General features: G+C 71.6%; 24 protein-coding genes and 1 pseudogene. 6 read left to right on the top strand and 19 right to left on the bottom strand.

What is annotated here, in order from left to right; all coding sequences use genetic code 11:
* The 16 genes from ACFWBD_RS26845 to ACFWBD_RS26770 form a co-directional block, all read right to left on the bottom strand.
* On the bottom strand, positions 1–233 hold a 233-nt coding region (locus ACFWBD_RS26845), incomplete at its 3' end, for a flavodoxin-dependent (E)-4-hydroxy-3-methylbut-2-enyl-diphosphate synthase (RefSeq protein ID WP_385671727.1).
* 4 nt (positions 234–237) lie between these two features.
* Entirely contained in the window at positions 238–1,260 is a 1,023-nt protein-coding gene (gene hpnH / locus ACFWBD_RS26840) for an adenosyl-hopene transferase HpnH (RefSeq protein WP_385671724.1), read from the bottom strand.
* A gap of 5 nt (positions 1,261–1,265) precedes the next feature.
* The gene (locus ACFWBD_RS26835; RefSeq protein ID WP_385671721.1) at positions 1,266–1,907 is read right to left on the bottom strand and encodes a 1-hydroxy-2-methyl-2-butenyl 4-diphosphate reductase; all 642 of its coding nucleotides are present in this window, start codon (positions 1,905–1,907) and stop codon (positions 1,266–1,268) included.
* A complete protein-coding gene (gene shc, locus ACFWBD_RS26830) occupies positions 1,907–3,928 on the bottom strand; it encodes a squalene--hopene cyclase (protein WP_385671718.1) in 2,022 nt (673 codons plus the stop codon). Before shc ends, ACFWBD_RS26835 begins: the two co-directional genes overlap by 1 nt.
* Before the next feature lie 117 nt (positions 3,929–4,045).
* A complete protein-coding gene (locus ACFWBD_RS26825; protein WP_385671742.1) occupies positions 4,046–5,074 on the bottom strand; it encodes a polyprenyl synthetase family protein in 1,029 nt (342 codons plus the stop codon).
* 110 nt (positions 5,075–5,184) lie between these two features.
* Entirely contained in the window at positions 5,185–6,606 is a 1,422-nt protein-coding gene (gene hpnE, locus ACFWBD_RS26820; protein ID WP_385671715.1) for a hydroxysqualene dehydroxylase HpnE, read from the bottom strand.
* Positions 6,603–6,755, bottom strand: a complete 153-nt coding sequence (locus ACFWBD_RS26815; RefSeq protein ID WP_385671712.1) for a DUF6380 family protein — start codon at positions 6,753–6,755, stop codon at positions 6,603–6,605. The genes hpnE and ACFWBD_RS26815 overlap by 4 nt, the downstream gene beginning before the upstream one ends.
* Positions 6,755–7,705: a presqualene diphosphate synthase HpnD gene (hpnD, locus tag ACFWBD_RS26810; RefSeq protein ID WP_385671709.1), complete on the bottom strand. Its 951-nt coding sequence runs from the start codon at positions 7,703–7,705 to the stop codon at positions 6,755–6,757. Before hpnD ends, ACFWBD_RS26815 begins: the two co-directional genes overlap by 1 nt.
* Positions 7,702–8,613, bottom strand: a complete 912-nt coding sequence (gene hpnC / locus ACFWBD_RS26805; RefSeq protein WP_385671706.1) for a squalene synthase HpnC — start codon at positions 8,611–8,613, stop codon at positions 7,702–7,704. The genes hpnD and hpnC overlap by 4 nt, the downstream gene beginning before the upstream one ends.
* Positions 8,614–8,973: 360 nt before the next feature.
* Positions 8,974–9,762, bottom strand: a complete 789-nt coding sequence (locus ACFWBD_RS26800) for an ABC transporter ATP-binding protein (protein WP_385671703.1) — start codon at positions 9,760–9,762, stop codon at positions 8,974–8,976.
* Positions 9,755–10,684 carry an ABC transporter permease gene (locus tag ACFWBD_RS26795; RefSeq protein ID WP_385671700.1) on the bottom strand — a complete coding sequence of 310 codons (930 nt, stop codon included), beginning with the start codon at positions 10,682–10,684 and terminating at the stop codon, positions 9,755–9,757. Before ACFWBD_RS26795 ends, ACFWBD_RS26800 begins: the two co-directional genes overlap by 8 nt.
* A 100-nt stretch (positions 10,685–10,784) precedes the next feature.
* Positions 10,785–11,669: a glycosyltransferase family 2 protein gene (locus ACFWBD_RS26790; protein WP_385671697.1), complete on the bottom strand. Its 885-nt coding sequence runs from the start codon at positions 11,667–11,669 to the stop codon at positions 10,785–10,787.
* Positions 11,666–12,445, bottom strand: coding sequence for a CDP-alcohol phosphatidyltransferase family protein (locus ACFWBD_RS26785; RefSeq protein WP_385671694.1), 780 nt, complete (start codon positions 12,443–12,445; stop codon positions 11,666–11,668). Before ACFWBD_RS26785 ends, ACFWBD_RS26790 begins: the two co-directional genes overlap by 4 nt.
* A complete protein-coding gene (locus tag ACFWBD_RS26780; RefSeq protein ID WP_385671691.1) occupies positions 12,423–13,484 on the bottom strand; it encodes an iron-containing alcohol dehydrogenase family protein in 1,062 nt (353 codons plus the stop codon). Before ACFWBD_RS26780 ends, ACFWBD_RS26785 begins: the two co-directional genes overlap by 23 nt.
* Positions 13,472–14,224 (bottom strand): phosphocholine cytidylyltransferase family protein, encoded by a 753-nt coding sequence (locus tag ACFWBD_RS26775; RefSeq protein WP_351760418.1) that lies wholly within the window; start codon positions 14,222–14,224, stop codon positions 13,472–13,474. Before ACFWBD_RS26775 ends, ACFWBD_RS26780 begins: the two co-directional genes overlap by 13 nt.
* Positions 14,221–16,059, bottom strand: coding sequence for a DUF5941 domain-containing protein (locus tag ACFWBD_RS26770; protein WP_385671688.1), 1,839 nt, complete (start codon positions 16,057–16,059; stop codon positions 14,221–14,223). The genes ACFWBD_RS26775 and ACFWBD_RS26770 overlap by 4 nt, the downstream gene beginning before the upstream one ends.
* Before the next feature lie 531 nt (positions 16,060–16,590).
* On the opposite strand from ACFWBD_RS26770, the gene ACFWBD_RS26765 reads away from it, so the two are divergent.
* Positions 16,591–17,532 carry a cation diffusion facilitator family transporter gene (locus ACFWBD_RS26765; RefSeq protein WP_385671685.1) on the top strand — a complete coding sequence of 314 codons (942 nt, stop codon included), beginning with the start codon at positions 16,591–16,593 and terminating at the stop codon, positions 17,530–17,532.
* A 187-nt stretch (positions 17,533–17,719) separates the two neighbouring features.
* Complete coding sequence (gene idi / locus ACFWBD_RS26760; RefSeq protein ID WP_385671682.1) at positions 17,720–18,313, top strand: isopentenyl-diphosphate Delta-isomerase; 594 nt, start codon at positions 17,720–17,722, stop codon at positions 18,311–18,313.
* 3 nt (positions 18,314–18,316) lie between these two features.
* Here the strand turns inward: idi and ACFWBD_RS26755 are convergent, their stop codons facing one another.
* Positions 18,317–18,835: an ATP-binding protein gene (locus tag ACFWBD_RS26755; RefSeq protein ID WP_385671739.1), complete on the bottom strand. Its 519-nt coding sequence runs from the start codon at positions 18,833–18,835 to the stop codon at positions 18,317–18,319.
* A 338-nt stretch (positions 18,836–19,173) separates the two neighbouring features.
* Between ACFWBD_RS26755 and ACFWBD_RS26750 the strand changes: the two genes are divergently transcribed.
* The gene (locus ACFWBD_RS26750) at positions 19,174–19,923 is read left to right on the top strand and encodes an enoyl-CoA hydratase/isomerase family protein (RefSeq protein WP_385671679.1); all 750 of its coding nucleotides are present in this window, start codon (positions 19,174–19,176) and stop codon (positions 19,921–19,923) included.
* On the opposite strand, the pseudogene ACFWBD_RS26745 reads toward ACFWBD_RS26750, so the two are convergent.
* Positions 19,910–20,524 (bottom strand): annotated as a pseudogene (locus ACFWBD_RS26745) (DJ-1/PfpI family protein). The gene ACFWBD_RS26750 and the pseudogene ACFWBD_RS26745 sit on opposite strands and share 14 nt — an antisense overlap.
* Between ACFWBD_RS26745 and ACFWBD_RS26740 the strand changes: the two are divergent.
* Both ACFWBD_RS26740 and ACFWBD_RS26735 read left to right on the top strand, forming a co-directional pair.
* The gene (locus ACFWBD_RS26740) at positions 20,511–20,642 is read left to right on the top strand and encodes an LPFR motif small protein (RefSeq protein WP_020129452.1); all 132 of its coding nucleotides are present in this window, start codon (positions 20,511–20,513) and stop codon (positions 20,640–20,642) included. The pseudogene ACFWBD_RS26745 and the gene ACFWBD_RS26740 overlap by 14 nt on opposite strands.
* A gap of 81 nt (positions 20,643–20,723) precedes the next feature.
* Positions 20,724–23,135 (top strand): Tex family protein, encoded by a 2,412-nt coding sequence (locus ACFWBD_RS26735; RefSeq protein WP_385671675.1) that lies wholly within the window; start codon positions 20,724–20,726, stop codon positions 23,133–23,135.
* 152 nt (positions 23,136–23,287) lie between these two features.
* Here the strand turns inward: ACFWBD_RS26735 and abc-f are convergent, their stop codons facing one another.
* Positions 23,288–24,928, bottom strand: coding sequence for a ribosomal protection-like ABC-F family protein (gene abc-f, locus ACFWBD_RS26730; RefSeq protein WP_385671672.1), 1,641 nt, complete (start codon positions 24,926–24,928; stop codon positions 23,288–23,290).
* 95 nt (positions 24,929–25,023) lie between these two features.
* Here abc-f and ACFWBD_RS26725 point away from each other — a divergent pair, with 95 nt between their 5' ends.
* Positions 25,024–25,986 carry an NAD(P)/FAD-dependent oxidoreductase gene (locus ACFWBD_RS26725; RefSeq protein WP_385671669.1) on the top strand — a complete coding sequence of 321 codons (963 nt, stop codon included), beginning with the start codon at positions 25,024–25,026 and terminating at the stop codon, positions 25,984–25,986.
* Positions 25,987–25,991: the final 5 nt, after the last annotated feature.

The raw sequence follows: 25,991 nt of genomic DNA, 5'->3' as shown, positions 1-25,991 counted from the left end.
TCGTCCTGGGTGGGACAGGCCACCCGGACGATCTGGCAGCCGGACGCGGTGAGCTCGGCGATCTGCTGGAGGGTGGCGCCGATGTCGGACGTGCGCGTCGTCGTCATCGACTGCACCGACACCGGGGCCCCGCCCCCGACCGCCACCGGACCGACCTGGATCCGCCGCGACTCACGTCGCGACGCCACCGGCCGGACCGGCATCCCGGGGACGCCCAGGGAGACGGCGGTCATGCCGTCACTCCCGGTTTCCGTTGACGGTCTCCCGCATGGCGCGCAGGGACTCCTTCAGCGAGCCCATGGTGGCGAGGACGGCGGTGGGTTCGTAGCCGCAGTGCGCCATGCAGTTGGCGCAGCGCGGGTCCTTGCCCCGGCCGTACTTGTCCCAGTCCGTCTCCTCGATCAGCTCACGGTACGTCGGCACGTACCCGTCGCTCATCAGGTAGCAGGGCCGCTGCCAGCCGAAGAGCGAGTAGTTGGGGATCGCCCAGGCCGTGCACGGGAAGTCGGCCTTGCCCTCGAGGAAGTCGAGGAACAGGGGCGAGTGGTTGAGCCGCCAGCGGCGCCGGTTGCCGCCCGAGAAGGCCTTCTTGAACAGTTCTCGGGTCTGCTCCACACCGAGGAAGTGCTCCTGGTCGGGAGCCTTCTCGTAGGCGTAGGCGGGCGAGATCATCATCTCGTCGACCTTGAGGTCGTCGTTGAGGTAGTTGAGCACCTCGACGATGGTCTGCGGGGTGTCGGTGTTGAAGAAGGTCGAGTTGGTGGTCACCCGGAAGCCGTGCCGCTTGGCCTCCTTGATGGCCGCCACGGCCTCGTCGAACACGCCTTCCTTGGCCACCGACTCGTCGTGCCGCTCCCGCAGCCCGTCGATGTGCACGGCGAAGGCGAAGTAGGGAGAGGGCGTGAACTTGTCCAGCTTCTTGCGCAGCAGCATGGCGTTCGTGCAGAGGAAGACGTACTTCCTCTTCGCCACCAACTGCCGCACGATCTCGTCGATCTGAGGGTGCATCAGGGGCTCACCGCCCGCGATGGACACCATCGGCGCACCGGACTCCAGCACCGCGCCCACGGCCTGGGCGACCGGCATGCGCTGCTTGAGCACTCCCGCCGGATGCTGGATCTTGCCGCAGCCCTCGCACTTGAGGTTGCAGGCGAAGAGGGGTTCCAGCTCGACGATGAGCGGAAACTTCTCCCGCTTGCGGAGCTTCTGTTCAACCAGGTATGTAGCGACCTTGACGGACTGGCGCAGTGGCATGGCCATGTGGCTCACCTCCGGGGGAGCAGAACATTACGGTGCCATTCGAAAAAAGCAGGCAGGACCGAGCTCAGGACGCGGAAGGCAGATATTCCCCCGCGTACCGTGCCGATCCGGACGAGTTCATGTTCAGGAGCGTCCACGACCACCCGGACGGCCGCAACCGGGCGCGGCTCCGCACGCACGGCGCTCAGAAGCGTGGCCGCCGACTCCATGTCGAGGGCGATCGCGCCGGTCGCGAGCAGGTCGGCCCGCTCATGACCGCGAACCACGTGGTCGGAGCCGGTGAGGGGGCCGGTGTGGACGGTACGCCCGGGCAGGGTGCGTGCGAGCTCCTTGACGAGCAGCTCGGTGCCGACGCAGGGGACACTGCCGCGCGGGTCACGGGTCTCCTCGGCGACGACCAGGTCGCCGGGGTGCATACCGGGGGCGAGGCCGGCGCAGAACCCCGTGGCCAGCACGGCCGCCCCCTCGAACATCGGGTCGGCCAGGACGCGGGTGACGGAGCGCTCCGCCGCCTTCGGTCCCATGCCCGTGCGCAGGACGGTGACCGGCCCGTCGGCTCCGCCGCGGTCGCCCATGCGCAGGGCGAGGTGCTCGATGCCGAGGGCGCAGGCGATCAGCAGCGGGGACGGGACGGACTGCGTACTCATCAGCCCCCCTTGGCCTCGGTGGAAGCCGCGTGCGGGGCGGGCTGCTTGCTGAACGGCTCTCCGTGGACGTACCGGCCGAGCGCCGTCAGCGGGAAGACCAGCCGGTAGAGGTGGTAGTTGATCGAGAAGTCCCAGGGGAAGCCGGTGCCGGTGAAGTAGGGCTCGTCCCAGGAACCGTCCTCCCGCTGGGTCTGCGCCAGCCAGGCGACGCCCCGCTCGACGGCCTTGGAGTCCTTCTCCCCGGCCGCCAGCAGCGCCATCAGCGCCCAGGCCGTCTGCGAGGCCGTCGAGGCGCCCCGGGCGCTGAAGCGGGCGGCGTCCTGGTAGGAGCGCAGGTCCTCGCCCCAGCCGCCGTCGTCGTTCTGCACCCGCTCCAGCCAGGCGACCGCCCGTCGGATCGCGGGGTGCTGGGCGGGCAGGCCCGCCGCGGCGAGGGCGGGCACCACCGACCCCGTGCCGTAGACGTAGTTGACGCCCCAGCGCCCGAACCAGGAGCCGTCCGGCTCCTGTTCGGCCAGCAGCCACTCGATGCCGCGCCGGGTGCGCGGGTCGTGCGAGAGCCCCTCGACCGCGAGCATCTCGACGACGTGCGCGGTGACGTCGGCCGACGGCGGGTCGATGACCTCGCCGAAGTCGCAGAAGGGCATCCGGTTGGGGAACGGGCTGGTGTTGTCGACGTCGAAGGCGCCCCAGCCCCCGTTCTTCGACTGCATCCCGAGGTTCCAGCGCACCCCGCGCGCGATGGCCCGGTCCATCCGCTCCGGGTCGTGGTGCTTGACCCGGCGCAGCGCGAGGACGACCTCGGCGGTGTCGTCGATGTCGGGATAGTTGTCGTTGTGGAACTCGAACGCCCAGCCGCCCGGGGGCAGTTGAGGCCTGCTCACCGACCAGTCGCCCGGCCGGACGACCTGTTCGCCGAGCATCCAGTCGGCGGCCTTGACCAGCTGCGGATGGTCGGCGGGGAGCCCCGCGTCGGCGAGCGCGATCGCCGCCAGACAGGTGTCCCACACCGGCGACTGACAGGCCTCGATCATCCGCGCGCCGTCCTCGCGCCACACGGCATAACGGTCCAGCGACTCGAGTCCCGCCCGCATCACCGGGTGTTGGAGGTCGTAGCCGAGCAGGTGCAGGGCGATCACCGAGTACACGGCGGGCGGCTGGATCCCGCCCCAGGCGCCGTCGTTCTCCTGCCGCTCGATGATCCAGCGGGCGGCGGAGTTCAGGGCCGCCCCGCGCAGCCTGCGCACCGCGACCGACCGGTAGCCGCGCACCACCTTGTCGAGCCGCTGGAAGAGTCCGTCCCAACTGTTCACCGGGGCAAGGGGCTTGGGCGGATTGGGGTTCGCGGGGTCGGTGTGCAGCTCGTCGAGGGGGAACGGCGCCGGACGCACCGGGCGCTTCGCCGACACGACGGTGAGCGGCACGATCGTCTGCCGCGCCCAGCAGCCGAAGTTGTAGATGCTCAGGGGGAACCATTTAGGGAAGAACAAGAGCTCCGGCGGAAGTTCGGGCAGGTCTTCCCACTTCCACCAGCCGAACAGGGCCAGCCAGATCCGGGTGAAGACCCGGGCGGCGGCGATGCCTCCCTGCTCGCGGATCCACCCGGAGGCCCGGCGCATGTGGGGCGCCTCGGGGGCGTCGCCCGCCAGCCGCAGGGCGACATACGCCTCGACGGTGGCGGAGAGGTCGGACGGACCGCCGTAGAAGGTGGCCCACGTACCGTCCTCACGCTGCTCGCCGCGGACGAAGAGCGCGGCGGCCCGGGTGGTGGCCTCGTCGCGGATGCCCAGGAACTGACGGAGCAGCAGGTCCTCGGCGTCCATCGTGACGTTCGTCTCGAGGTCGCCCTTCCACCAGCCCTCGGCGTCCTGCCGGGCGAGCAGGAAGTCGGTGGCGCGTTGCATGGCGCTCGCGGCGGCTTCTTGTACCCCGGCCGCCACGGGGATGGTGATGTCGGTTTCGCTGGCCGCGGCAGCGCGGGGCGGCAGGGCCCCGGGACTTCCGTCGGTCGTCGCTGTCATGGCTTCCCCTTCGTGCAGTGTGCATGGCGTTGCGTCTGCTGTGGGTCCGCCGTCGGCCGGTGCTCTCTCCTCGCACACCGGCCGGCGACTACGCGAGGGCTATTCGACCGATAGGGATCATCTCTTTCGTACGACGACGAAGTCGGCGAGCGCCGTGAACCGGTCCCGCACCTGCTCGGGCATGTCCACGGCGTTCAGGGCGTCCAGGGCGACGGCGTGCTGACGGCGGGCCTCCCCGGCGGTCCAGTCACGGCCGCCGGCCTCCTCGATCAGGGCGGCGCGGGCCGCGAACTCCCCCTCGGAGAAGGTCTCGAAGTCGCTGCTCTTGGCGTCGGCGGCGAGGATCTCCCCGAGCCGTTCGGAGGCGGAACCGCCCGCCGCGAGCGCGGCCACCACCGGCAGGGACTTCTTGCGCTGGCGCAGGTCGCTCCAGGTCTGCTTGCCGGTGGCCTCCGGGTCGCCCCAGATGCCGAGCAGGTCGTCCACGGCCTGGAAGGCCAGGCCGAGGTGGTAGCCGTACTTCTCCAGGGCGTCGGCGGTGCGCCGGTCCGCCCCGCCGAGCACGGCGCCGATGGAACTGGCGCAGGCCAGCAGGGCGCCGGTCTTGTTGCCCTCCATCTCCAGGCACTCCTCGACGCTGACCCGGTCTCGGTGCTCGTAGGAGATGTCCTGGGCCTGGCCGTCGATGAGGGCACGGGTGGCGACGGTCAGCCGGTGGGTCGCCCGGGCCGCCTCGACCGTGCCGAGTTCGAGGAGGATCTCGCCCGCGAGGGCGAACAGGGCGTCGCCGACCAGGATGGCCTGGGCGGGGCCGTGCACCTTCCAGACGGTGTCCCGGTGCCTGCGCTGCTCGTCGCCGTCCATCAGGTCGTCGTGCAGGAGCGAGAAGTTGTGGACCAGCTCGACGGCGACCGCGCCGGGCACGCCGACCTCGGGAGCGGCGCCGGTGACCTCGGCGGAGAGCACGGCGAGAGCGGGACGCACGGCCTTGCCGCCGTCGCCGTCGGTCGGGTTGCCCTGGGCGTCGATCCAGCCGAAGTGGTAGGCGGCGACCGTGTCCATGGGCGGTGCCAGACGGTCGACGGCCGCCCGCAGCACCGGGGTGGCCAGGGTGCGGCCACGCTCCAGGAGCGCGGTCACGTCCACCGCGGTCCTCCGAGCGGCCGGCGTGGCCGGGGGCACTGTGGGCACTGTTTCTCCTCTTGTTGCGGTGCCGGAGAGGGTGCGGGGGTGTGCCGAGCCGTGCTGATCGAGCATCAGGCCGCCTCCTCGAACGCGAAGAGGCGGCGGGGGCGGGGCCGGCCCAGGGCGCTCAGCGCGGCGTCCGCCGCGCTCACACCGCTGCGGACCGCACTCTCCATGGTCGCGGGCCACCCTGTGGCGGTCCACGCTCCGGCCAGGTACAGGCCGGGGGCTCTGGTGCGGGCGCCGGGCCGAAGGCGCCCGACGCCGGGAATGGGGGCGAACGTCGCCGTGCGCTCCCGGGTCACGAAGAAATCCCTGACCTCGGCGCCGCGCGTGCCCGGCAGCAGCCGCTGGAGCTCGGGCAGATAGCGCTCGCGCAGCGCGGCGACGGGTTCGTCGATCTCGTCCTGCGCGGCGGACTGGGACAGGGCGAGGTACTGGCCTTCGCCCAGCCCGGAGGCGGCGGTGCGGTCGAAGACCCACTGCACGGGCGTGCCGAGCGCCGCGAAGAAGGGTTTGTCGAGCACCTTGCGGTCGTAGACGACATGCACGTTGAGGATGGGGGCGGTGCCGATCTCCAGCAGCCGCTCGGCGTCGTCGAGCGCCCCGTCGGGGAGCAGGTCGTAGGCCTCGCGCTGCGGGACGGCGAGGACGACCGTGTCCGCGTGCAGTGTCTCGCCTGGAACCTGAACGCTCCACGTCCCGTTCTCGTCGGGAGAGAGGGAGGTGACGCGGTTACGGACCTCGGTACGCACGCCCGCGGAGTCGAGCGCCTTGCGGGCGAGCCGGTCGTGCAGTTCGCCCAGCGGGACACGCGCCCAGCCGATGTCGGCGGCGCCCGGGTCGGACAGCAGACCGGTCTTGAACACCATCGCGGCGAGCCCCAGCGAGCAGTCGCCCGCGACCGCGTTGAGGGTGGCGACCCCGACCAGGTCCCAGAGGGCCTCGACGGCGCGTGCCGACTGACCGTGCGCGGTCAGCCAGCTGCCGAAGTCAGTCGCGTCCAGGCGCGGATCGGCGAGGTCGAGCCTCTTGAGCGCGAGCGCGGCACGGCCCACTCCGGCGCGTTCGGCGAGCGAGAGATGCGGATACGTGGCGAGGCTGCGCCCCAGATGCAGGGGCACGGGCAGCGCGTCGCGCCGCAGCCTGCCGAGCCGCCGTCCCTCGGGCCTGGCCACATCGACGACGGGCACGTCGAGACGATCCTGCAAGGGCGCCAGCGCGCTGCCCTCGATGCGTTCGAGGAACCAGCGGTAGGCGGTGCAACAGCGCAGGTACACGTGCTGTCCGTTGTCCACGGTCAGTTCGCCGCGCTGGAAGGAGAAGGCCAGGCCGCCGAGCCGGGGCCGGCCTTCGAGCAGGGTGACGCGTACGCCCGCGTCGGCGAGCGCGAGCGCGGCGGTCACCCCGGCGAGCCCTCCCCCCACGACGACGGCGGTTCGCCCCGAAGGGCCGGACGCCTGCGAGACGTCCGCGAGTTGCTCGTCGTTCATCCTGCGCCCTCCCGTGCGGACCGGCCATGGTGTTCGAACTCTGCACCGCTGGCCGTCGCAGTCAGGGACGCCGCGCCGCACCGGAGGGTTGCGTGCCGCTTTTCGCCGGTGGAATCACCTTGGCCCACTTTGTCACCGATCGCGTCCATCAGGGATGCCTCCTGACGGTCCGCCGCGACACATGCCGGGCGTCCAGGCCCGACAGCCCGCGTACGGCCACATAGGCCTTCTCCCGTCCGGGCAGCGAGACCCGGCCGCGCAGCACGGCCTCGGGGTCGCGCTCGATGCGGTCGAGGAGGCGGCGGTAGATGCCCGCCATGGCGGCGACACAGGCGCCGCTGCGCCGGTCGAGCATGGGCAGCAGCCGGTAACCCTCGGCGAAGAGGGCGCGGGCCCGCCGCACCTCGAAGTGCACGAGCCCCGCGAAGTCGGAGCCCTCCGGCGGCTTCGGCCCGTCGAACCCGGCCGAGCAGCCGAACTTCGCGAGGTCGTCGGCGGGCAGATAGGTGCGGCCGCCCTCGGCGTCCTCGCGGACGTCCCTGAGGATGTTGGTGAGCTGGAGCGCGAGCCCGAGCGTGTCGGCGTACTCCGGCGCGCGCTCGGCGCCGCGCGCTCCCGGTTCGGTGCCGAAGACGCCGAGCGAGAGGCGCCCGATGGCACCCGCCACACAGCGGCAGTACACCTTCAGGTCGTCCCAGGTCTCGTAGGTCTCGCCGCGCACGTCCATCAGCACGCCGTCGATCAGCTCGTCAAGGCCGCGCAGCGGGACGGGGAAGACCCGTGCCGTGTGCGCGAGGGCGACCGCGACGGGGTCGGTGTCATCCTCCGCGACCTCGCCCGCGCCGACCCGGCCGAGCAGCGCCCGGGTCTCCTCGAGCCTGGCGGTCTTGACCTCGCCGTCCAGCGCGCCGTCGCCGATGTCGTCGACGCGGCGCGAGAAGGCGTACAGCGCCGACATCGCGCGGCGCTTGGACGTGGGCAGCAGCCGGATGCCGTACGCGAAGTTACGGGCCTGCTGTCCGGTGACCGTCTCGCAGTAGCTGTATGCGGCGAGTACCGGCGCGGACACGTGCGGTGACGACTCCACGGCCCGGATCACCCCTCTCCTCGCAGGGTCACGCCCACCTCGCGCAACAGCCGGAGCCTGCCGGGCTTGGGCGGGCCGGGAAGCACGTCGTACCCGGCGGCGGCGATCGCCTTGATCGCCGCCCTTCCCCCCGCCACGAATCCCGCGAGCAGCAGCCTCAGCCTGCCGTGAACGCTACCCACCAGGGGGGCGCCTTCATTCAGCAGATCGCCGGCGCGTTCGGCTTCGTACGCGACCAGCGCGCGCACCGACGCGCCCGCGGTTCTCGTGGCCAGATCCGATTCCTTGACGTGAAAGCGCTTCATGTCCGCGGCGGGCAGATAGACACGGTCGCGGCCGAGGTCCTCGGCCACGTCCTGGAGATGTTCGACGATCTGCAGCGCGGTGCAGATCGCGTCGGAGCGGCGGATCCGCTCGGGGGTGGCGGCGCCGGTGACGGCGAGGACCAGCCGGCCCACGGGGTTGGCGGACAACTCGCAGTAGGCGAGGAGGTCGTCGTAGGTCTCGTAGCGCGTGACGAGCTGGTCCTGACGGTTGGCGGCGATCAGGCCGAGGAAGGGCTCGGGGCCGAGCGAGCGGCGCCGGACGGTCGGCTGGAGGCGGCACAGCAGGGGGTGCCGGGGCGGGCCGTCGGATCCGTCGAAAACACGATGCAGATCGGCCTCGAAGGCGTCCAGCAGCGCGAGGCGGTCCTCGGCCGCGGTGGCCGACACGCCGAGCAGCCGGGCGTCCGCACCGCCGGGGGCGAGGTCGCCGTCGCCGATGTCGTCGACGAGCCGGGCGAAGCCGTACACGGCCGTCAGGTCGTCGCGCCAGGCCCTGGGCAGGAAGAAGGGGGCCACCGGGAAGTTCTCGTCCGCGGCCTTGTCGAGCGTGCCGCGCTCCGGGTCGCCGATACGTGGCGCTGCGGGTGCCGTCATCGTCGGCCGCCCGGGGCGGGGACGGCACGGCTTGCGTCGATCTGGGGAGTTTCCGTAGCCATCGCCGTCACATCTCCCGTTCTACACTGCGGACCTAATACACACTATTTCGGACACGCCGCCCAGCCGCCCGCGCAGCGGCCTCGACGGCGGGTGCTGAGCGTTTTCGCCCCACTTGGCGCGATTCGGGGGCCGGTCCAGCTTACGTTGTACAACGCGGCACGGTTCGCGGGGGTGTCCGGGACATCACAACAACACACCGATTGGCGTCAAGATTCCTAGGCTGACCCGGAGTTGACGTTTCCTTTGCAGACGCAGGGCCCCGCCGGACAGTTCCGGCGGGGCCCTGGCCGAATCGCGCTACTTGCCCGAGAACTTCTCGTACTCCCTCATGACCTCTTCGGTCGGGCCGTCCAACCGCAGTTCGCCGCGTTCCAGCCACAGCACACGGTCGCAGGTGTCCCTGATCGACTTGTTGCTGTGGCTCACCAGGAACACCGTGCCGGCGTGCTCGCGCAGCTCCCGGATGCGTTCCTCGGAGCGCCCCCGGAACTTCGCGTCGCCGGTGGCCAGGGCCTCGTCGATCATCAGGACGTCGTGGTCCTTGGCGGCGGCGATGGAGAAGCGCAGCCGGGCCTGCATGCCGGAGGAGTAGGTGCGCATCGGCAGGGTGATGAAGTCGCCCTTCTCGTTGATGCCGGAGAAGTCGACGATCTCCTGGTAGCGCTCCTTGATCTGCTCGCGGGACATACCCATGGCGAGCCCGCCGAGGGTGACGTTGCGCTCGCCGGTCAGGTCGTTCATCAGGGCCGCGTTGACGCCCAGCAGCGAGGGCTGGCCGTCGGTGTAGACCTTGCCGCTCTCCGGCGGCAGCAGACCGGCGATGGCCCGCAGCAGCGTGGACTTGCCGGAGCCGTTGGAGCCGATCAGGCCGATGGCCTCGCCGCGGTGGGCGACGAAGGAGACACCGCGCACGGCGTGCACCTTGCGCACCCCGCGTTCCGTGTCGGCGGAACCGCGCCTGACGATGCGGCTGAGCGCCGCGGTGGCGCTGCCCTTGCCCGACTTGGCGCCGTTGACGCGGTAGACGATGTGGACTTCGTCGGCGATGACGGTCGGGATCCGTTGTCCCGCGAGCGGCTCAACCACGGCCGTACCTCTCCTCCGCCTGCCAGAAGTACACGAAGCCGCCGACGGCGACGAGGACGGCCCAGCCGCCCGCGACCGCCCAGACGTGCGCGGGCAGGTTCTCGGCGCTGTACTCCTCGATGAGCGCGAAGCGCATCAGGTCCATGTAGATGGCGGCCGGGTTCCACTGCAGGATGTTGGCCACCCACTGCGGCTTGTCCGCGAGGAAGACGGGGATGGAGAACATCACGCCGGACGCGTACATCCACGTCCGCATCACGAACGGCATCAGCTGCGCCAGGTCCGGGGTCTTGGCGCCGGCCCGGGCGAAGATCAGCGCCAGACCGGAGTTGAAGCAGAACTGCAGGACCAGCACCGGGACGATCAGCGCCCAGGAGGCGTCCGGGTAGCTGCCGAAGCCGATCACGACCACGAACAGCACCAGCATCGAGTACAGCAGTTGCTGGAGCTGCTGGAGGGCGAACGAGATCGGCAGCGAGGCACGCGGGAAGTGCAGGGCGCGGACCAGGCCGAGGTTGCCCGAGATCGCCCGTACGCCGGTCATCACCGAGCTCTGCGTGAAGGTGAACACGAAGACGCCCGTGACGAGGAAGGGGATGTACACCTCCTTCGACATCCCCCGGCCGGCGTCGAGCAGCAGGCCGAAGATCATGAAGTACACGGCCGCGTTCAGCAGCGGCGTGGCCACCTGCCACAGCTGGCCGAGCTTGGCCTGGCTGTACTGGGAGGCCAGTTTCGCCCGGGAGAACGCCATGATGAAGTGCCGGCGCCCCCAGAGCTGCCGGACGTACTCCCGCAGCGCAGGCCGGGCGCCGCTCACGGCCAGCCCGTACTCGGCGGCCAGCTGTGCCGCCGTGAGGCCCTCGTCGGGCGACGGAGGCGCAGTCACCACGACTCCGACGTCATGCGTTGTCTCACTCACAGGTAGGAAACTTTCGTCTTCGGGATGCGCAGCCTTGACGAGGCCGGCATGAGCCGGGGGGCCCGCGGTACGGCCCGGGGTGCCCTCAGGGACGAGCTTGTCAGATCACCGGGGGCCGGCCCAGTCGGGTCAGCCGCCACACCGTACGCCACTTCATGGGCCTACGAGGTCCGCACGGAGTGCTCCAGCCTTCCCGGAAACCGCCGAACCACGCCTTGAGCGCGGACCCCGAGGGGCGACGCGCCAGGGTGAGCAGCAGCCAGACCCCGAGATAGACGGGGACCAGCGGAGCGGGAAGGTTGCGCCGGGCCAGCCAGACCCGGTTGCGGGCGACCATGCGGTGGTACACCGCGTGCCGCGAGGGCGCGGTCGTCGGGTGGTACAGCACCATGTCGGACCGGTAGTCGATCATCCAGCCCGCGTCGAGGGCCCGCCATGCCAGGTCGGTCTCCTCGTGGGCGTAGAAGAACTCGTCCGGAAGTCCGCCCACCGCCGCGAAGACCTTCGTGCGCACCGCGTTGGCGCCCCCGAGGAACGTGGTGACCCGGGAGGAGCGCATCGGGTCGGAGGCGCGCAGCCGGGGTACGTGACGGCGCTGGGTGACACCGGTCTGCGGGTCGGCGATCCGGAAGCTGACGATGCCCAGTTCCGGATCGGCGTCGAAGGCCCGGCGGCACAGCTCGGCCGTGTCGTGGTGGGCCAGGAGGCCGTCGTCGTCCAGGAACAGCAGGACGTCGACGTCCCGGCCGCTGGGGCCGAAGGCCTCGATGCCGACGTTGCGGCCGCCGGGGATGCCGAGGTTCTCGGGCAGCTCGATCGTCCTGACGCCCTCGGGGACGTCCGGGACGGGCGAGCCGTTGCCGACCACGACCACCTCGACCCGGTCGCCGTCCTGCTTGGCGATCGAGTCGAGCAGTGCTCTCAGCTCGTCGGGGCGGTTGCCCATGGTGATGACGACCGCGCCGACCTTCCCGGGCGCGCTCACTTCAGCCTGCTCGACGCGAGGATGGACACCAGGTGCAGCAGGGTCTGGAGCAGCGCGACTCCGGCCAGCACGGCGACGCCGAGCCGGGAGAAGAACAGGTCGCCGCGCACCTGGTCGACCACCGCCAGGACCAGGATCAGCAGGGACGCCTCGATGCCGAGGATCAGCCGGTGGAACTGGAGCGCCGAGGCGGCCCGGCGGGCCAGCGCCATGCCGGAGGAGCGCGGTTCGGACGCCGACTCCTTGACCGGCGGCAGACCGCCCTGGTGCCGGGCGACGCCGACGAGGTCCGTCTCGGCCTTGATCAGGATCGCGCCGAGCGCGGCCAGCGTGCCGAGGAAGGCCCAGAGCCAGTCGATCCGCCCGGTGCCCCACGGGTCGGCGGCGCGCAGGCCGAAGCCGACCAGCACGGCGGCGTCGGTGAGATACGCCCCGACCCGGTCCAGGTAGACCCCGCCGAGCGAGTACTGCTTCTTCCAGCGGGCGATCTCGCCGTCGACGCAGTCCAGCAGCAGGTACATCTGGACGCACACCACGCCGAGCACCGCACCCGTGATCCCCGGCACCAGCAGCGCCGGGGCCGCGAGCACCCCGAAGACGGTCATCAGGTACGTGAGCTGGTTGGGCGTGACCCTGGTGTTGACCAGGTAGCGGTCGACCCGCAGGGACACCTCACGCATGTAGAGGCGTCCCATCCAGTGCTCACCGCTGCGCCGGTCCTTCACCCCCGGAGGGTGGACGACCGGTCTGAGTTCAGCTACCGATGGCCTTGACATAGTCGGCGTAGATGTCCTTGATCTGTTCGGTCTTGAGGTCGAGGTGTTCGAGGATCGTGTAGCGGCCTGGCCGGGTCTCGGGAGCGAACTGCACGACACGGACGAACTCGTCCACCGTGAAGCCGATCTCCTCGGGCAGGACCGGAAGTCCGTGCCGGCGCAGCACCTGCGCCATGTACGCCGACTCCTCGTGGGCTCCGCGCAGGTACATCGCGAAGGTCGCGCCGAGTCCGCACTGCTCGCCGTGGGCGGCCGCCCGCTTGGGGAAGAGCAGGTCGAAGGCGTGGTTGATCTCGTGGCACGCGCCGGAGGACGGGCGGGAGTCGCCCGACACCGACATCGCGACGCCGCTGAGCACCAGCGCCTCGGCCAGCACCTGGAGGAAGCCGGTGTCGCCGATGCCGCCCGGGTGGCGCAGCACCGCCTCGCCGGCCTGCCGGGCGATCGCGGCGGCGAGGCCGTCGATCTTCTCGCCCTTGACACGGTTGGCGAGTTCCCAGTCCGCGATGGCGGAGATGTTGGAGACGGCGTCGCCGATGCCGGCCCGCACGTACCGGACCGGCGCCTCGCGGATGACGTCCAGGTCGATCACGACGGCGATCGGGTTCGGCACACCGTAGGAGCCGCGGCCCGCGTCGTTGTCGAGGGTCGCGACCGGCGAGCACAGCCCGTCGTGCGCGAGGTTCGTGGGTACGGCGACCAGCGGGAGGCCCACCCGTGCCGCGGCGAACTTGGCGCAGTCGATGATCTTGCCGCCGCCCAGCCCGACGACCGCGTCGAAGTGGCCGGCCTTTATGTCGGTGGCCAGCTGGACGGCGTCGTCGAGGGTGCCGCCGGCGACCTCGTACCAGGTGGCGCCGGGCAGGGCCGGGGTGAGGCGCTCGCGCAGCCGGGCGCCCGAGCCGCCGCTGACGGCGATCGCGAGCTTGCCCGAGTGCGAGATGCGCTCGTCGGCGAGAACCCCGACCAGGTCGTCGAGGGCACCCGGGCGGATGTCGACGACGACCGGTGAGGGGATCAGCCGGGTCAGTACTGGCACGCGATCTCCCGTCCACGGGCGAGATCGTCGTGGTTGTCGATCTCGACCCACTTGATGTCGCCGATCGGCGCCACGTCGATACGGAAGCCCCGGTTCACCAGCTCCTGGTACCCGTGCTCGTAGAACTGCTGCGGGTCGGTCTCCCACACGGCCTTGAGCGCGTCGGCCAGCTCGGGGGCCGCGTCGCCCTCGATGAGGGTGACGCCGATGTACTCGCCGGTGGCCTCGGCCGGGTCCATCAGCTTGGTGATCTTCGTCATGCCCTTCTCGGGGTCGACGACGACCTTCATCTCCTCGTCCGCGAGGGACTTCACGGTGTCGAGGGCGAGGATGATCCTCCTGCCCTCGCCGCGGGCGGCGAGCAGCGTCTTCTCGACGGAGACGGGGTGGACGGTGTCGCCGTTGGCGAGGATCACCCCGTCCTTGAGGGCGTCACGTCCGCACCACAGGGAGTAGGCGTTGTTCCACTCCTCGGCCTTGTCGTTGTCGATGAGGGTGAGCTTGAGGCCGTACTTCGCCTCCAGCGCCGCCTTGCGCTCGTACACGGCCTCCTTGCGGTAGCCGACGATGACCGCGACCTCGGTCAGACCGATCTCGGCGAAGTTGCCGAGCGTCAGGTCCAGCACCGTGGGCTCGCCCTCTATGCCCGCGGGCCCCACCGGCACCAGCGCCTTGGGCAGGCTGTCGGTGTAGGGGCGCAGACGCCGTCCGGCGCCGGCCGCCAGCACGAGGCCGATCATGCGGGTTCTCCTTCATCGTGTACGGACGGGGCGCCTGCCCGGTGGGCGGCGACCCAGAAGCGGATGCTCTCGACGAGCACCACGACGGCGACGACCACGGCGAGGACCGTGAGCGCGACCGTGAACTGCGAGCCGGTGAGCAGCACGGCCAGCAGGGCGACGAGCAGCGTGCGCCCGTCCTGCCCCCCGATGGCGCGCACCAGCCAGGCCGGCGGCGCTCCGGCGTTGCCGCGGATGCGGTACACCGTGTCGTAGTGATGGTAGGCGACGGCGGCAACCAGCCCGAAAGCCGCCGGAAGCGCTCCGTCCACATCGGCCTGGGCCGCGAGGATGAGGACCGTGCAGTACTCGCCCGCCCGGAAGAAGGGGGGGATCAGCCAGTCGAGCGCGCCCTTGAGGGGGTGGCCGACGGCTTCGGCGGACAGCAGGACATAGGCGCCGGCCATCAGAACGACCCACCAGCTCGCTCCCCACAGCCAGGCCCCGAGGGTGACCATGACGGCGCCGACGGCGGCGCTGAGGGGGGCTGTGACACGGGCCTTGCCCGGAAGGAAGCGGGCCAGCGCCTGCGCCGGCGGCCCGTTGTCCGCCAGGTCCGCCAGTGCCTGCGCCGCCCGGTCCGTCCGCCTGGCCTTGCGGGTCAGCGAGCGCAGGACCCGGCCCGCCGTGGTGTAGGTCGCCGCGAACGCGCAGCCGACGAGCAGCGCGTAGAAGGTGATGCGGGGGGTGGTGACAGCGGTGAGAACGGCGATCATGGCCCATCGTTCGCCGATGGGCAGGACTATCATCCGCCGCACCCAGACCGTCCAGCCGACGCTGTCGAGCTTGTCGGAGAGGGCGGCGGTGGGGCTGGTGTTGGCGGTGGCGTCGTGGTTGGCCTCGTTGAAGGAGAAGTCCACGACGTGCCGGCAGGTCTGGAGGACCATCGCGCCCAGCGCGAGGGCCCATACGTCGTCACCGCCCCGGGCGGCGCCGAGTGCGAGGCCCGCGTAGTAGGCGTACTCCTTGGCCCGGTCGAAGGTGGCGTCGAGCCAGGCGCCGAGCGTGGAGTACTGCAGGGAGTAGCGGGCGAGCTGGCCGTCGGTGCAGTCAAGGACGAAGGAGGCGATCAGCAGGACGCCGGCCGCGACGAATCCGCCCCGGGTGCCGGTGGCCGCGCAGGCCGCCGCGATCAGCGCGGTGATCAGCGAGGCGGTGGTGACCTGGTTCGGGGTGAGGCCGCGGCGGGAGCACCAGCGGGCGAGGTAACGCGAGTACGGGCTGATGCAGTAGGTGGTGAAGAAGCCGTCGCGGGCCTTCACGGCCGACTTCAGGCGGACGGCCTCGTCGTCGACGGCGGCGACGGCCTGCCGTGCCTCGTTGCGGGCCTGCGGGTCGGCGGGGACCTCCGCGACCAGACTGCCCAGCTCGGGGCGGTGCACGTCGACGCCGTCGGCGTCGAGGGCGGCGACGACGCGGTCGGCGAGGCTGTCGACGTCCCCCACGCTCGGCTTCGCTCGCGCGGGGGCACCCCCGTGCGCGGCGCCGGCGCTCGCCGAGTTCTCCCGGGCCATCGCGCGGGTCAGGGCCTGGCGGCCGGCCGGCTGCGCGGTCACCGCGCCCGGGACCGCGCCGAGCGGGAAGCGGGGGTCGGTGAGGCCGAGGCGCAGCGCGTGCTCGTGACCCACGAAGCGGGCGTCGACGACGGCGACACGCTGGTCACCGGGGACGGCGGCGAGGAGGGCCTCGGCGTCACCGGCGTCGGAGGCGGTCCGGACGTCGAAGCCGAGGGACCGCAGATCGCCCTCGATCGACGATCCGGGGACCGGCGAGCCGGTGAGGATGGCGGTCGACAACCGAACTCACTCCCTGGGTCCGGCGCGTTGACGCCGGTCATGTACACGATGGAGGCGCCCTTTGGTGACACCGGCTGCTTCACCAGCGGCTGCACCAGGCGGGCGGCATGTCGGCAGAGGCTATCGGATGCCGGGAACGCCGTGTTCACCGCCCGTTCAGGCACGATCGACGCGGTCCGGCAGCAGGGTCGAACCCGGCTTGGACCGGCCTTTGCCGAGATCATCATCGGTGATCGGCGGCCCGGGCGACAAACCGCGCTCCCAAGAGCCGACATCCTGGACATTGTCCACCGCGCCGGGGCGGAACAGGGCGCATGCGCACGGTCCGTGACCGGGGCCGGGAGCGCGCCGCCGCCCTGGAGCCGGTCCGGCAGCAGGTGAGGACGCCTTGACCTGCGGTTCGTTTCCGCAGGTCAGGGCACATGACAACGGTGTTCAGTGCCGCGTTGCCGGATACCCCCCACCCGTAGTTCACTGTGATCGCGGGGCAGAACACGAGGGCCCACGACGGACCACAGAAGGGCTGCTTCCATGGGGGCTGGGCACGACCACGGCCATACGCACACACACGGGCCGCCCACCGGTACGGCCGCCGCGGCGTACCGGGGCCGGCTGCGCGTCGCGCTGTCGATCACGCTCGCCGTCATGGTCGTCGAGGTGGTCGGCGGGGTGCTCGCGGACTCCCTCGCGCTGGTCGCGGACGCCGCGCACATGGCGACGGACGCGCTGGGCCTGGGCATGGCGCTGCTCGCCATCCACTTCGCCAACCGGCCGCCGAGCGCGAACCGCACCTTCGGGCTGGCCCGCGCCGAGATCCTGGCCGCCCTCGCCAACTGTCTGCTGCTGCTCGGGGTGGGCGGCTACGTCCTGTACGAGGCGGTCCAGCGGTTCTTCGCTCCCGCCGCCACCGAGGGCGGGCTGATGATCTGGTTCGGCGCGTTCGGTCTGGTCGCGAACATGATCTCGATGTCGCTGCTGATGCGCGGCCAGGCGGAGAGCATCAACGTGCGCGGGGCGTTCCTGGAGGTGGCGGCGGACGCGCTGGGATCGGTGGCGGTGCTGATCTCGGCGGTGGTGATCCTGACCACCGGCTGGCAGCCCGCCGACCCGATCGCCTCGCTCGTCATCGGCCTGATGATCGTGCCGCGCACCGTGAAGCTGCTGCGCGAGACGCTCGACGTGCTGCTGGAGTCGGCTCCCAAGGACGTCGACATGGCGGAGGTGCGGTCCCACATACTCGCCCTGGACGGGGTGGAGGACGTCCACGATCTGCACGCCTGGACCATCACCTCCGGGATGCCGGTGCTGTCGGCGCACGTGGTGGTGCGCTCGGACGTGCTGAACGCGATCGGCCACGAGAAGATGCTGCACGAGCTCCAGGGCTGCCTCGGCCACCACTTCGACGTGGAGCACTGCACCTTCCAGCTGGAGCCGAGCGGGCACGCGGAGCACGAGGCGCGGCTCTGTCACTGAGCGTGCCCGCGCGTCGGCGCCTGGTGATCCGCACAGACGTTCCGGACGGTTCCCCGCCCGCGGCGCCGGGCAAGATCAGCTACCGGGTCCCTTGCCGCGCGGGACATGCGCGCATTCGCGTGAAGTGCCGGGAGTGCCGGACGCGTACGGCAGACTGGGGACGCGAGGACCGATGCTAAGGATGGGTATGCCGATCACACCTGCCACCGCGACACACACGTCGTCGAACGGCACCGCGGACGCGATCTTGCTGGAGCTGGTCGACGAGAACGGCGTCACGATCGGCACCGCGGAGAAGCTGGCCGCCCATCAGCCGCCGGGGCAGCTGCACCGCGCGTTCTCCGTGTTCCTCTTCGACGAGCGGGGCCGGCTGCTGCTCCAGCAGCGGGCGCTCGGCAAGTACCACTCCCCCGGTGTGTGGTCCAACACCTGCTGCGGTCACCCCTACCCCGGTGAGGCGCCGTTCGCGGCGGCCGCGCGGCGCACCTTCGAGGAGCTCGGAGTCTCCCCCTCGCTGCTCGCCGAGGCCGGCACGGTCCGCTACAACCACCCGGACCCGGAGTCGGGTCTGGTGGAGCAGGAGTACAACCACCTGTTCGTCGGGCTGGTGCAGTCCCCGCTGCGGCCGGACCCGGAGGAGGTCGGCGACACGGCCTTCGTGACGCCCGCCGAGCTGGCGGAGCGGCACGCCGGGGGCAGGTTCTCCGCCTGGTTCATGACCGTGCTGGACGCGGCGCGCCCGGCGGTCAGAGAGCTGACGGGGCCGTCGGCCGGCTGGTGACCCTCAGGACATCCGCACGGGCTTGAGCGGCAGGGCGGCCCAGATCACCTTGCCGCCGCCCGAGGTGTGCTCGACGTCGCAGACCCCGCCCGCCTCCCTGGTGATCTCCCGTACCAGAAGCAGTCCACGGCCGCCCGTGCGGCCGTGGTCGGCCTCCAGGGCGGTCGGGCGGTAGGGGTGGTTGTCCTCCACCGCCACCCGCACCCACTCGGCCCCGACGGCCACCTCCACGGAGAGCACCGGCGACAGCACCGCAGCGTGCCGGACGGCGTTGGTCACCAGCTCGGAGACGATCAGCAGGAGTCCCTGGGCCAGGTCGTCGGAGACCGGCACCCCCTGGCGGTACAGCAGGTCCCGGACGGCGTGCCGCGCCTGCGGGACCGAGGCGTCCACGGCGGACGCGGTGAACCGCCAGACGCCTTCGTAGGGCAGCGGCCGGGGCACGGCTTCCGCCGAGGATGCGGAGGGTTCGCCCGGGGCGCCCTCCGGGCGTGGGTCGGGCCCGCACCCTTGATCGTCCATCGTCCGGTCGCCACCCTCGCGCTCGATTGTCACCACACGTGAAGTGTTGGTACCGAGGCCCACTCCTCCGGATGACTGAACAGAAGTCAGCAGTTATCGAACGTTTCCGACCGGCCCCGGATGACGAAGTCGACCGCAGGACCGCTTCTGTCGTATCCGCGCCGACTTCGCGCACTCTTCGGGTTGTACGGGTTCGGCGGCGCCGCTCCTCCCCTTTGGCCGCCTTTGGTGCTCTTTGATTTGCTCTGGTTCGGTCTGCTTCCCTTTGCCGCCGGTGTCGTGCCTCTCACACCGGCCGCTCCGATCATGCGGACGAGCTGGTGGTTAGCATCCGGAGCATGGAGCCCGATCTGCTGCACGGCGTCACCGACGCGGTCGCCACCGTCGTCCTGCACCACCCGGCGAAGCGCAACGCCATGACGGCCGCGATGTGGGCGGCGCTGCCCCCGTTGCTCGACACCCTGGCCGCCGACCCGGCGGTGCGGGCGCTGGTGCTGACCGGGGCGGGGGGCACCTTCTGCGCGGGGGCCGACATCTCCACGCTCCAGGAGTCGTCGCAGGAGGCGCAGGAGCTGGCGGTCCGTGCCGAGGAGGCCTTGGCGGCGTTCCCGAAGCCGACCCTGGCGGCGGTCCGGGGGCACTGCGTCGGCGGTGGCGCCCAGCTCGCCGCGGCGTGCGACCTGCGGTTCGCCGAGGAGGGCGCGCAGTTCGGGGTGACCCCGGCCAGGCTCGGGATCGTCTACGCGTCCACCGCCACCCGGCGCCTGGTGTCCCTGGTGGGCCCGGCCACCGCCAAGTACCTGCTGTTCTCGGGCGAGTTGATCGACACCGAGCGGGCGCTGCGCACGGGTCTGGTCGACGAGGTGCTGCCCGTCGACGGACTCGATGAGCGCGTCGCGGAGTTCACCCGCGTGCTGGTGTCCCGCTCGCAGCTGACGCAGGCGGCCGCGAAGGAGTTCGTGAACGGCCGCGGGGACCGGGACGCCCACTGGAGCGCGCAGGCGCGCGGCAGCGGCGACACCGCGGAGGGCGTCGCCGCGTTCCTGGAACGCCGGGAGCCGCGCTTCACCTGGACTACGTCAGGATGAAGCGGCTGCGGGCCCGCAGCTTCTCCACGAGATGGGCGGGTGCCTGGTGCGGGGCGCCCGCGTCGTAGGGCGGCTGCGGGTCCTACTCCGTGCCCAGCTGGACGGCCCGGGCATGGTCGTCGCCCGCGATCCGGCCGAGCAGGGCGAGTCCCATGTCGATGCCGGACGAGACGCCGGCCGCGGTGACGTACTTGCCGTCGAAGACGACGCGTTCGCCGGTCGGCTCGACACCGAACGCCTCGAGCTGCCGCAGGGCCAGCCAGTGGGGGGTGGCCCGGCGGCCCTCGAGGAGCCCCGCGGCGGCGAGCAGCAGGGAGCCGGAACACACGGACGTCGTCCAGGTGCCGGTGGCGTCGGCGGTCCGGAGCCAGTCGAGCAGGGGCGCTTGGTCCATCAGCGCGCTCTGGCCGGGTCCCCCGGAGACGATCACCACGTCGGGGGCGGGGACTTCGGACAGCGCCCGGTCGGCGGTGACGGGCAATGACGGGTTCCCACCTTTCCTGCCATGACGTGTGGGCATGACCCGACGATCTCGAGGTACCAGTAAGTCCTCGGCCGGAGTGGCCGGGCTACGAAAGGGGAAGCTCGTGTTCCGTGCGATCGCAGACGTACTGCGGCAGATCGGTGGCGCCGTCGCCACCGTGGTGACGCTGCCCTTCCGGGCGCTGGCCCGGCTCTTCGGCGGAGCCTCGGGTTCCACCAGGAGCCGCAGGGCCTGACGACCGCGCCCTGATCCCCGGGTGTCGGTGTCACCTGCCACAATTGCCGCGCAACCTCAGTGGAGAAGGCGGTACGGGATCGTGACGACACCCGGGTCCATCGAATCAGGGTCCATCGAAGGCAGGATCGCCGAAGAACTCGGCGTACGGCAGCGGCAGGTGAAGGCCGCCGTGGAGCTGCTCGACGGCGGCTCGACGGTGCCTTTCATCGCCCGCTACCGCAAGGAAGCGACCGAGATGCTCGACGATGCGCAGCTGCGCACGCTCGAGGAGCGGCTGCGCTACCTGCGGGAGCTGGAGGAGCGGCGGACGGCGATCCTGGAGTCGGTGCGCGAGCAGGGCAAGCTCACCGACGCGCTCCGGGCGCAGATCCTCGGCGCCGAGACCAAGGCGCGGCTGGAGGACATCTACCTGCCGTACAAGCCCAAGCGGCGCACCAAGGCGCAGATCGCGCGCGAGGCGGGCCTCGAACCGCTCGCCGACGGGCTGCTCGGCGACCCGACGGTCGATCCGCTCGCGGCGGCCGCCGCGTTCGTCGACGCCGACAAGGGCGTCGCCGATCCGCAGGCCGCGCTGGACGGCGCGCGGGCGATCCTCACCGAGCGGTTCTCGGAGGACGCCGACCTGATCGGCGCGTTGCGCGAGCGCATGTGGGGGCGCGGGCGGCTGGCCGCCAAGGTGCGCGACGGCAAGGAGGAGGCGGGCGCGAAGTTCGCCGACTACTTCGACTTCGCCGAGCCGTTCACCGCGCTGCCCTCGCACCGTGTCCTGGCGATGCTGCGCGGCGAGAAGGAGGAGGTCCTCGACCTCGTCCTGGAGCCGGAGGAGCCGTCCGAGCAGCCCGGCCCCTCGTCGTACGAGGGGATGGTGGCGGACCGGTTCGACATCGCCGACCGCGGCCGGCCGGGCGACAAGTGGCTGACGGACACCGTCCGCTGGGCCTGGCGCACCCGCATCCTCGTCCACCTCGGCATCGATCTGCGGCTGCGGCTGCGCACGACCGCCGAGGACGAGGCCGTCGACGTGTTCGCCGCCAACCTCCGTGACCTGCTGCTCGCCGCCCCGGCCGGCACGCGCGCGACGCTGGGCCTGGACCCCGGCTTCCGTACGGGCGTGAAGGTCGCCGTCGTCGACGCGACCGGCAAGGTCGTCGCCACGGACGTGATCTACCCGCACGTCCCGGCGAACAAGTGGGACGAGGCGATCGCCAAGCTCGCGCGGCTGGCGAATGAGCACACGGTCGACCTGGTCGCCATCGGCAACGGCACGGCGTCCCGTGAGACCGACAAGCTCGCCGGTGAACTGATCACCAGGCACCCGGAGCTGAAGCTCACCAAGGTGATGGTGTCCGAGGCGGGCGCCTCCGTGTACTCGGCCTCCGCCTTCGCCTCCCAGGAGCTGCCCGACATGGACGTGTCGCTGCGCGGCGCCGTGTCGATCGCGCGCCGGCTCCAGGATCCGCTCGCCGAGCTGGTGAAGATCGACCCGAAGTCGATCGGCGTCGGCCAGTACCAGCACGACCTGTCCGAGGTGAAGCTGTCGCGTTCGCTGGACGCGGTGGTGGAGGACTGTGTGAACGGCGTGGGCGTGGACGTCAACACGGCCTCGGCGCGGCTCCTCTCACGGGTGTCGGGCATCTCCACCGGACTCGCCGAGAACATCGTGGCGCACCGGGACGCCAACGGGCCCTTCACCTCCCGTTCCCAGCTGAAGAAGGTGGCCCGGCTCGGCCCGAAGGCCTACGAGCAGTGCGCGGGCTTCCTGCGCATCCGCGGCGGCAGCGACCCGCTGGACTCCTCCAGCGTCCACCCGGAGGCGTACCCGGTGGTGCGGCGCATGGTGAAGACCTCCGGCCAGGAGGTGGCGTCCCTCATCGGCAACACGGGTGTCCTGCGCTCGCTGCGGCCGACGGAGTTCGTGGACGAGACGTTCGGTCTGCCGACCGTCACGGACATCCTCAAGGAGCTGGAGAAGCCCGGGCGCGACCCGCGGCCCGCCTTCAAGACGGCCACCTTCAAGGAGGGCGTGGAGAAGATCTCCGACCTGTCCTCCGGGATGGTCCTGGAGGGGGTCGTGACGAATGTGGCGGCCTTCGGGGCGTTCATCGACATCGGCGTCCACCAGGACGGTCTGGCGCACGTGTCCGCGCTGTCGAAGACGTTCGTCAAGGACCCCAGGGACGTCGTCAAGCCCGGTGACATCGTCAAGGTGAAGGTCCTGGACATCGACATCCCGCGCAAGCGGATCTCGCTGACGCTCCGGCTGGACGACGAGGCTGCCCCGCAGGACGGTCAGGGCCGGCCCGCCGGCGGGGCCCGGCCCCAGCGGGGCGGCGGGCGCCCGCCGCAGCAGCGGCAGCAGGGCGGCCAGCGCGGCGGAGGCGCCGGCGCGGGCGCGGGCGGTTCGCGCCAGGCTCCCCCTCCGGGCAACAGCGCGATGGCCGACGCACTGCGCCGAGCGGGCCTCGTCGACCCCAAGAAGGGCAAGCGCTGACAGGGACGCACGACGCCGGGGCCCGGCCCGCCGGGCCCCGGCAGCCCTCGTGGGACGGGAAGCCGCGTCGGGTGTCCTGGCTGTTCTGTCCCGGGAGGTTGTGGACGGTGAGCCAGGTCTCGGCTGCGGGATCTTGAAATGGGTCAATACACCTAGCGCTCGGTCACCTTGCCGTCCGCGACCTCCAGGCGACGCGTGACGTGGACCGCGTCCAGCATGCGCCGGTCGTGGGTGACCAGGAGCAGCGTGCCCTCGTAGGCGTCGAGGGCCGACTCCAGCTGCTCGATGGCCGGAAGGTCGAGGTGGTTCGTCGGCTCGTCGAGGACTAGGAGGTTGACGCCCCGCCCCTGGAGCAGCGCGAGGGCCGCGCGGGTGCGCTCGCCGGGCGACAGGGTGGCCGCCGAACGCGTGACGTGGTCCGACTTCAGGCCGAACTTGGCCAGCAGGGTGCGCACCTCGGCCGGTTCGGTGTCGGGTACGGCCACGCGGAACGCGTCCAGCAGGGACTCGGAGCCGTAGAACAGCTGCCGTGCCTGGTCGACCTCGCCGACCAGGACGCCCGAGCCCAGGGTGGCCTGTCCGGCGTCCAGCGGGACCCGGCCCAGGAGCGCGCCGAGGAGGGTCGACTTCCCCGCGCCGTTCGCGCCGGTGACCGCGACCCGGTCGGCCCAGTCGATCTGCAGGGACACCGGCCCGAAGCGGAAGTCACCGCGCCGCACCTCGGCCTCGCGCAGGGTCGCGACCACCGCGCCGGAGCGCGGCGCGGACGCGATCTCCATACGCAGCTCCCACTCCTTGCGCGGCTCCTCGACGGTCTCGAGGCGCTCGATCATGCGCTGGGTCTGCCGGGCCTTCGCGGCCTGCTTCTCGCTGGCCTCGCTGCGGAACTTACGGCCGATCTTGTCGTTGTCGTTGCTCGCCTTGCGGCGCGCGTTCTTCACGCCCTTGTCCATCCAGGAGCGCTGTGTCTGCGCGCGGTCCTGCAGGGCCGACTTCTTGTCGGCGTACTCCTCGAAGTCCTCACGGGCGTGCCGGCGGGACACGTCCCGCTCCTCCAGGTAGGCGTCGTAGCCGCCGCCGTAGAGGTTGATCTGCTGCTGGGCGAGGTCGAGTTCGAGGACCTTGGTGACCGTGCGGGTGAGGAACTCGCGGTCGTGACTGACGACGACGGTCCCCGCGCGCAGACCCTTCACGAAGCGCTCCAGGCGCTCCAGGCCGTCGAGGTCCAGGTCGTTGGTCGGCTCGTCGAGGAGGAAGACGTCGTAGCGCGAGAGGAGGAGGGAGGCGAGACCCGCGCGGGCGGCCTGACCGCCGGACAGGGAGGTCATCGGCTGGTCGAGGCCGACGCCGAGACCGAGCGAGCCGGTGACCTCCTCGGCGCGCTCGTCGAGGTCGGCGCCGCCGAGGTCGAGCCAGCGCTCGAGGCTCGTCGCATAGGCGTCATCGGCGCCGGGCGCCCCGTCGACCAGGGCCTGGGTGGCCTCGTCCATGGTGCGCTGGGCCTCGTCGACGCCGGTGCGGCGGGCGAGGAACTCCCGCACGCTCTCGCCGGGGCGGCGCTCGGGTTCCTGGGGCAGATGGCCGACGGTCGCGGTCGGCGGGGAGAGCCTGAGCTCGCCCTGCTCGGGCGCGGTGAGCCCGGCGAGCAGCTTCAGCAGGGTGGACTTGCCCGCGCCGTTGGCGCCGACCAGCCCGATCACGTCCCCGGGGGCGACGACGAGGTCGAGCCCGGAGAAGAGGGAGCGGTCGCCGTGGCCGGCGGCGAGGTTCTTGGCGACGAGGGTGGCAGTCATCAGGTCGTAGATCCTAGTGGTCGTCCCAGGGTGCGGTCGCGCCGGTCTCCCCCGCGATCTCGCTGTTCGGCGGTGCGGTCGGCTAACGTCCGGGCGTGGACACTCGGTGGAACGGCGATGTGGTCGTGGTGGGCGGCGGGGTCATCGGGCTGGCGACGGCCGTCGAGCTCGCCGAGCGCGGCCTTCGGGTCCGGGTCTGGACGCGCGATCCGGTCGAGCGGACCACCTCGGCCGTGGCCGGCGCGCTGTGGTGGCCGTACCACATCGAGCCGCTGGAGTCGGCGCGGGCGTGGGCGCTGCGCTCGCTGGAGATCTACGAGCAGCTCGCCGAGCGGCCCGGGGAGACCGGCGTGCGCCTGGTCGACGGGATACTGGGCGAGACGGACCTGGACGAGGTCGAGGGCTGGGCGGCGGGCCGGCTGGCCGGACTGCGCCGGGCGACGGCGCGTGAGTACGGCGCGGGCACCGGCGTCCGGGCCCGGCTGCCGCTGATCGACATGTCGACCTATCTGCCCTGGCTCCGGCAGCGGCTGCTGCGGGCGGGCGGCACGGTCGAGGAGCGCACGGTGAGCGACCTGGCGGAGGCCGAGGCGCCGGTGGTCGTCAACTGCACGGGGCTGGACGCCGGGCGGCTGGCGGCGGATCCGTCGGTGCGGCCGGTGCGCGGACAGCTCGTCGTCGTGGAGAACCCCGGCGTCGACACCTGGCTCGTCTCCACCGGCCCGGACGGCGAGATCGCCTATCTGTTCCCGCACGGCGGGCGGCTCCTGCTGGGCGGTACGGCGCAGGACGACGTGTGGTCGCTGGAGCCGGATCCGAAGGTGGCCGAGGCGATCGTGCGGCGCTGCGCGGTCCTGCGGCCCGAGGTCGCCGGGGCGCGGATCCTGGAGCACCGGGTCGGGCTGCGGCCGGTCCGGGGCACGGTACGGCTGGAGCGCGCGCAGCTGCCGGACGGGCGGACGGTGGTGCACCACTACGGGCACGGCGGGGCGGGCGTGACGGTGGCGTGGGGCTGCGCGGAGGAGGCGGCCGGGCTGGTGCTCCCGGCCGTCTCCTGAACCCG

It is taken from the genome of Streptomyces sp. NPDC060002, assembly GCF_042737245.1.
Lineage (GTDB): Bacteria > Actinomycetota > Actinomycetes > Streptomycetales > Streptomycetaceae > Streptomyces.
Note: the sequence above shows the minus strand (reverse complement) of the source record. Positions and strands in the feature narration are given on the sequence as shown.

Coding starts and splice junctions, on each gene's coding strand:
- hpnH (WP_385671724.1), bottom strand. CDS start 1,260: ATGGCCATGCCACTGCGCCAGTCCGTCAAGGTCGCTACATACCTGGTT.
- ACFWBD_RS26835 (WP_385671721.1), bottom strand. CDS start 1,907: ATGAGTACGCAGTCCGTCCCGTCCCCGCTGCTGATCGCCTGCGCCCTC.
- shc (WP_385671718.1), bottom strand. CDS start 3,928: ATGACAGCGACGACCGACGGAAGTCCCGGGGCCCTGCCGCCCCGCGCT.
- hpnE (WP_385671715.1), bottom strand. CDS start 6,606: ATGAACGACGAGCAACTCGCGGACGTCTCGCAGGCGTCCGGCCCTTCG.
- ACFWBD_RS26815 (WP_385671712.1), bottom strand. CDS start 6,755: ATGGACGCGATCGGTGACAAAGTGGGCCAAGGTGATTCCACCGGCGAA.
- hpnC (WP_385671706.1), bottom strand. CDS start 8,613: ATGACGGCACCCGCAGCGCCACGTATCGGCGACCCGGAGCGCGGCACG.
- ACFWBD_RS26785 (WP_385671694.1), bottom strand. CDS start 12,445: ATGTCAAGGCCATCGGTAGCTGAACTCAGACCGGTCGTCCACCCTCCG.
- ACFWBD_RS26775 (WP_351760418.1), bottom strand. CDS start 14,224: ATGATCGGCCTCGTGCTGGCGGCCGGCGCCGGACGGCGTCTGCGCCCC.
- ACFWBD_RS26765 (WP_385671685.1), top strand. CDS start 16,591: ATGGGGGCTGGGCACGACCACGGCCATACGCACACACACGGGCCGCCC.
- idi (WP_385671682.1), top strand. CDS start 17,720: ATGCCGATCACACCTGCCACCGCGACACACACGTCGTCGAACGGCACC.
- ACFWBD_RS26755 (WP_385671739.1), bottom strand. CDS start 18,835: ATGGACGATCAAGGGTGCGGGCCCGACCCACGCCCGGAGGGCGCCCCG.
- ACFWBD_RS26750 (WP_385671679.1), top strand. CDS start 19,174: ATGGAGCCCGATCTGCTGCACGGCGTCACCGACGCGGTCGCCACCGTC.
- abc-f (WP_385671672.1), bottom strand. CDS start 24,928: ATGACTGCCACCCTCGTCGCCAAGAACCTCGCCGCCGGCCACGGCGAC.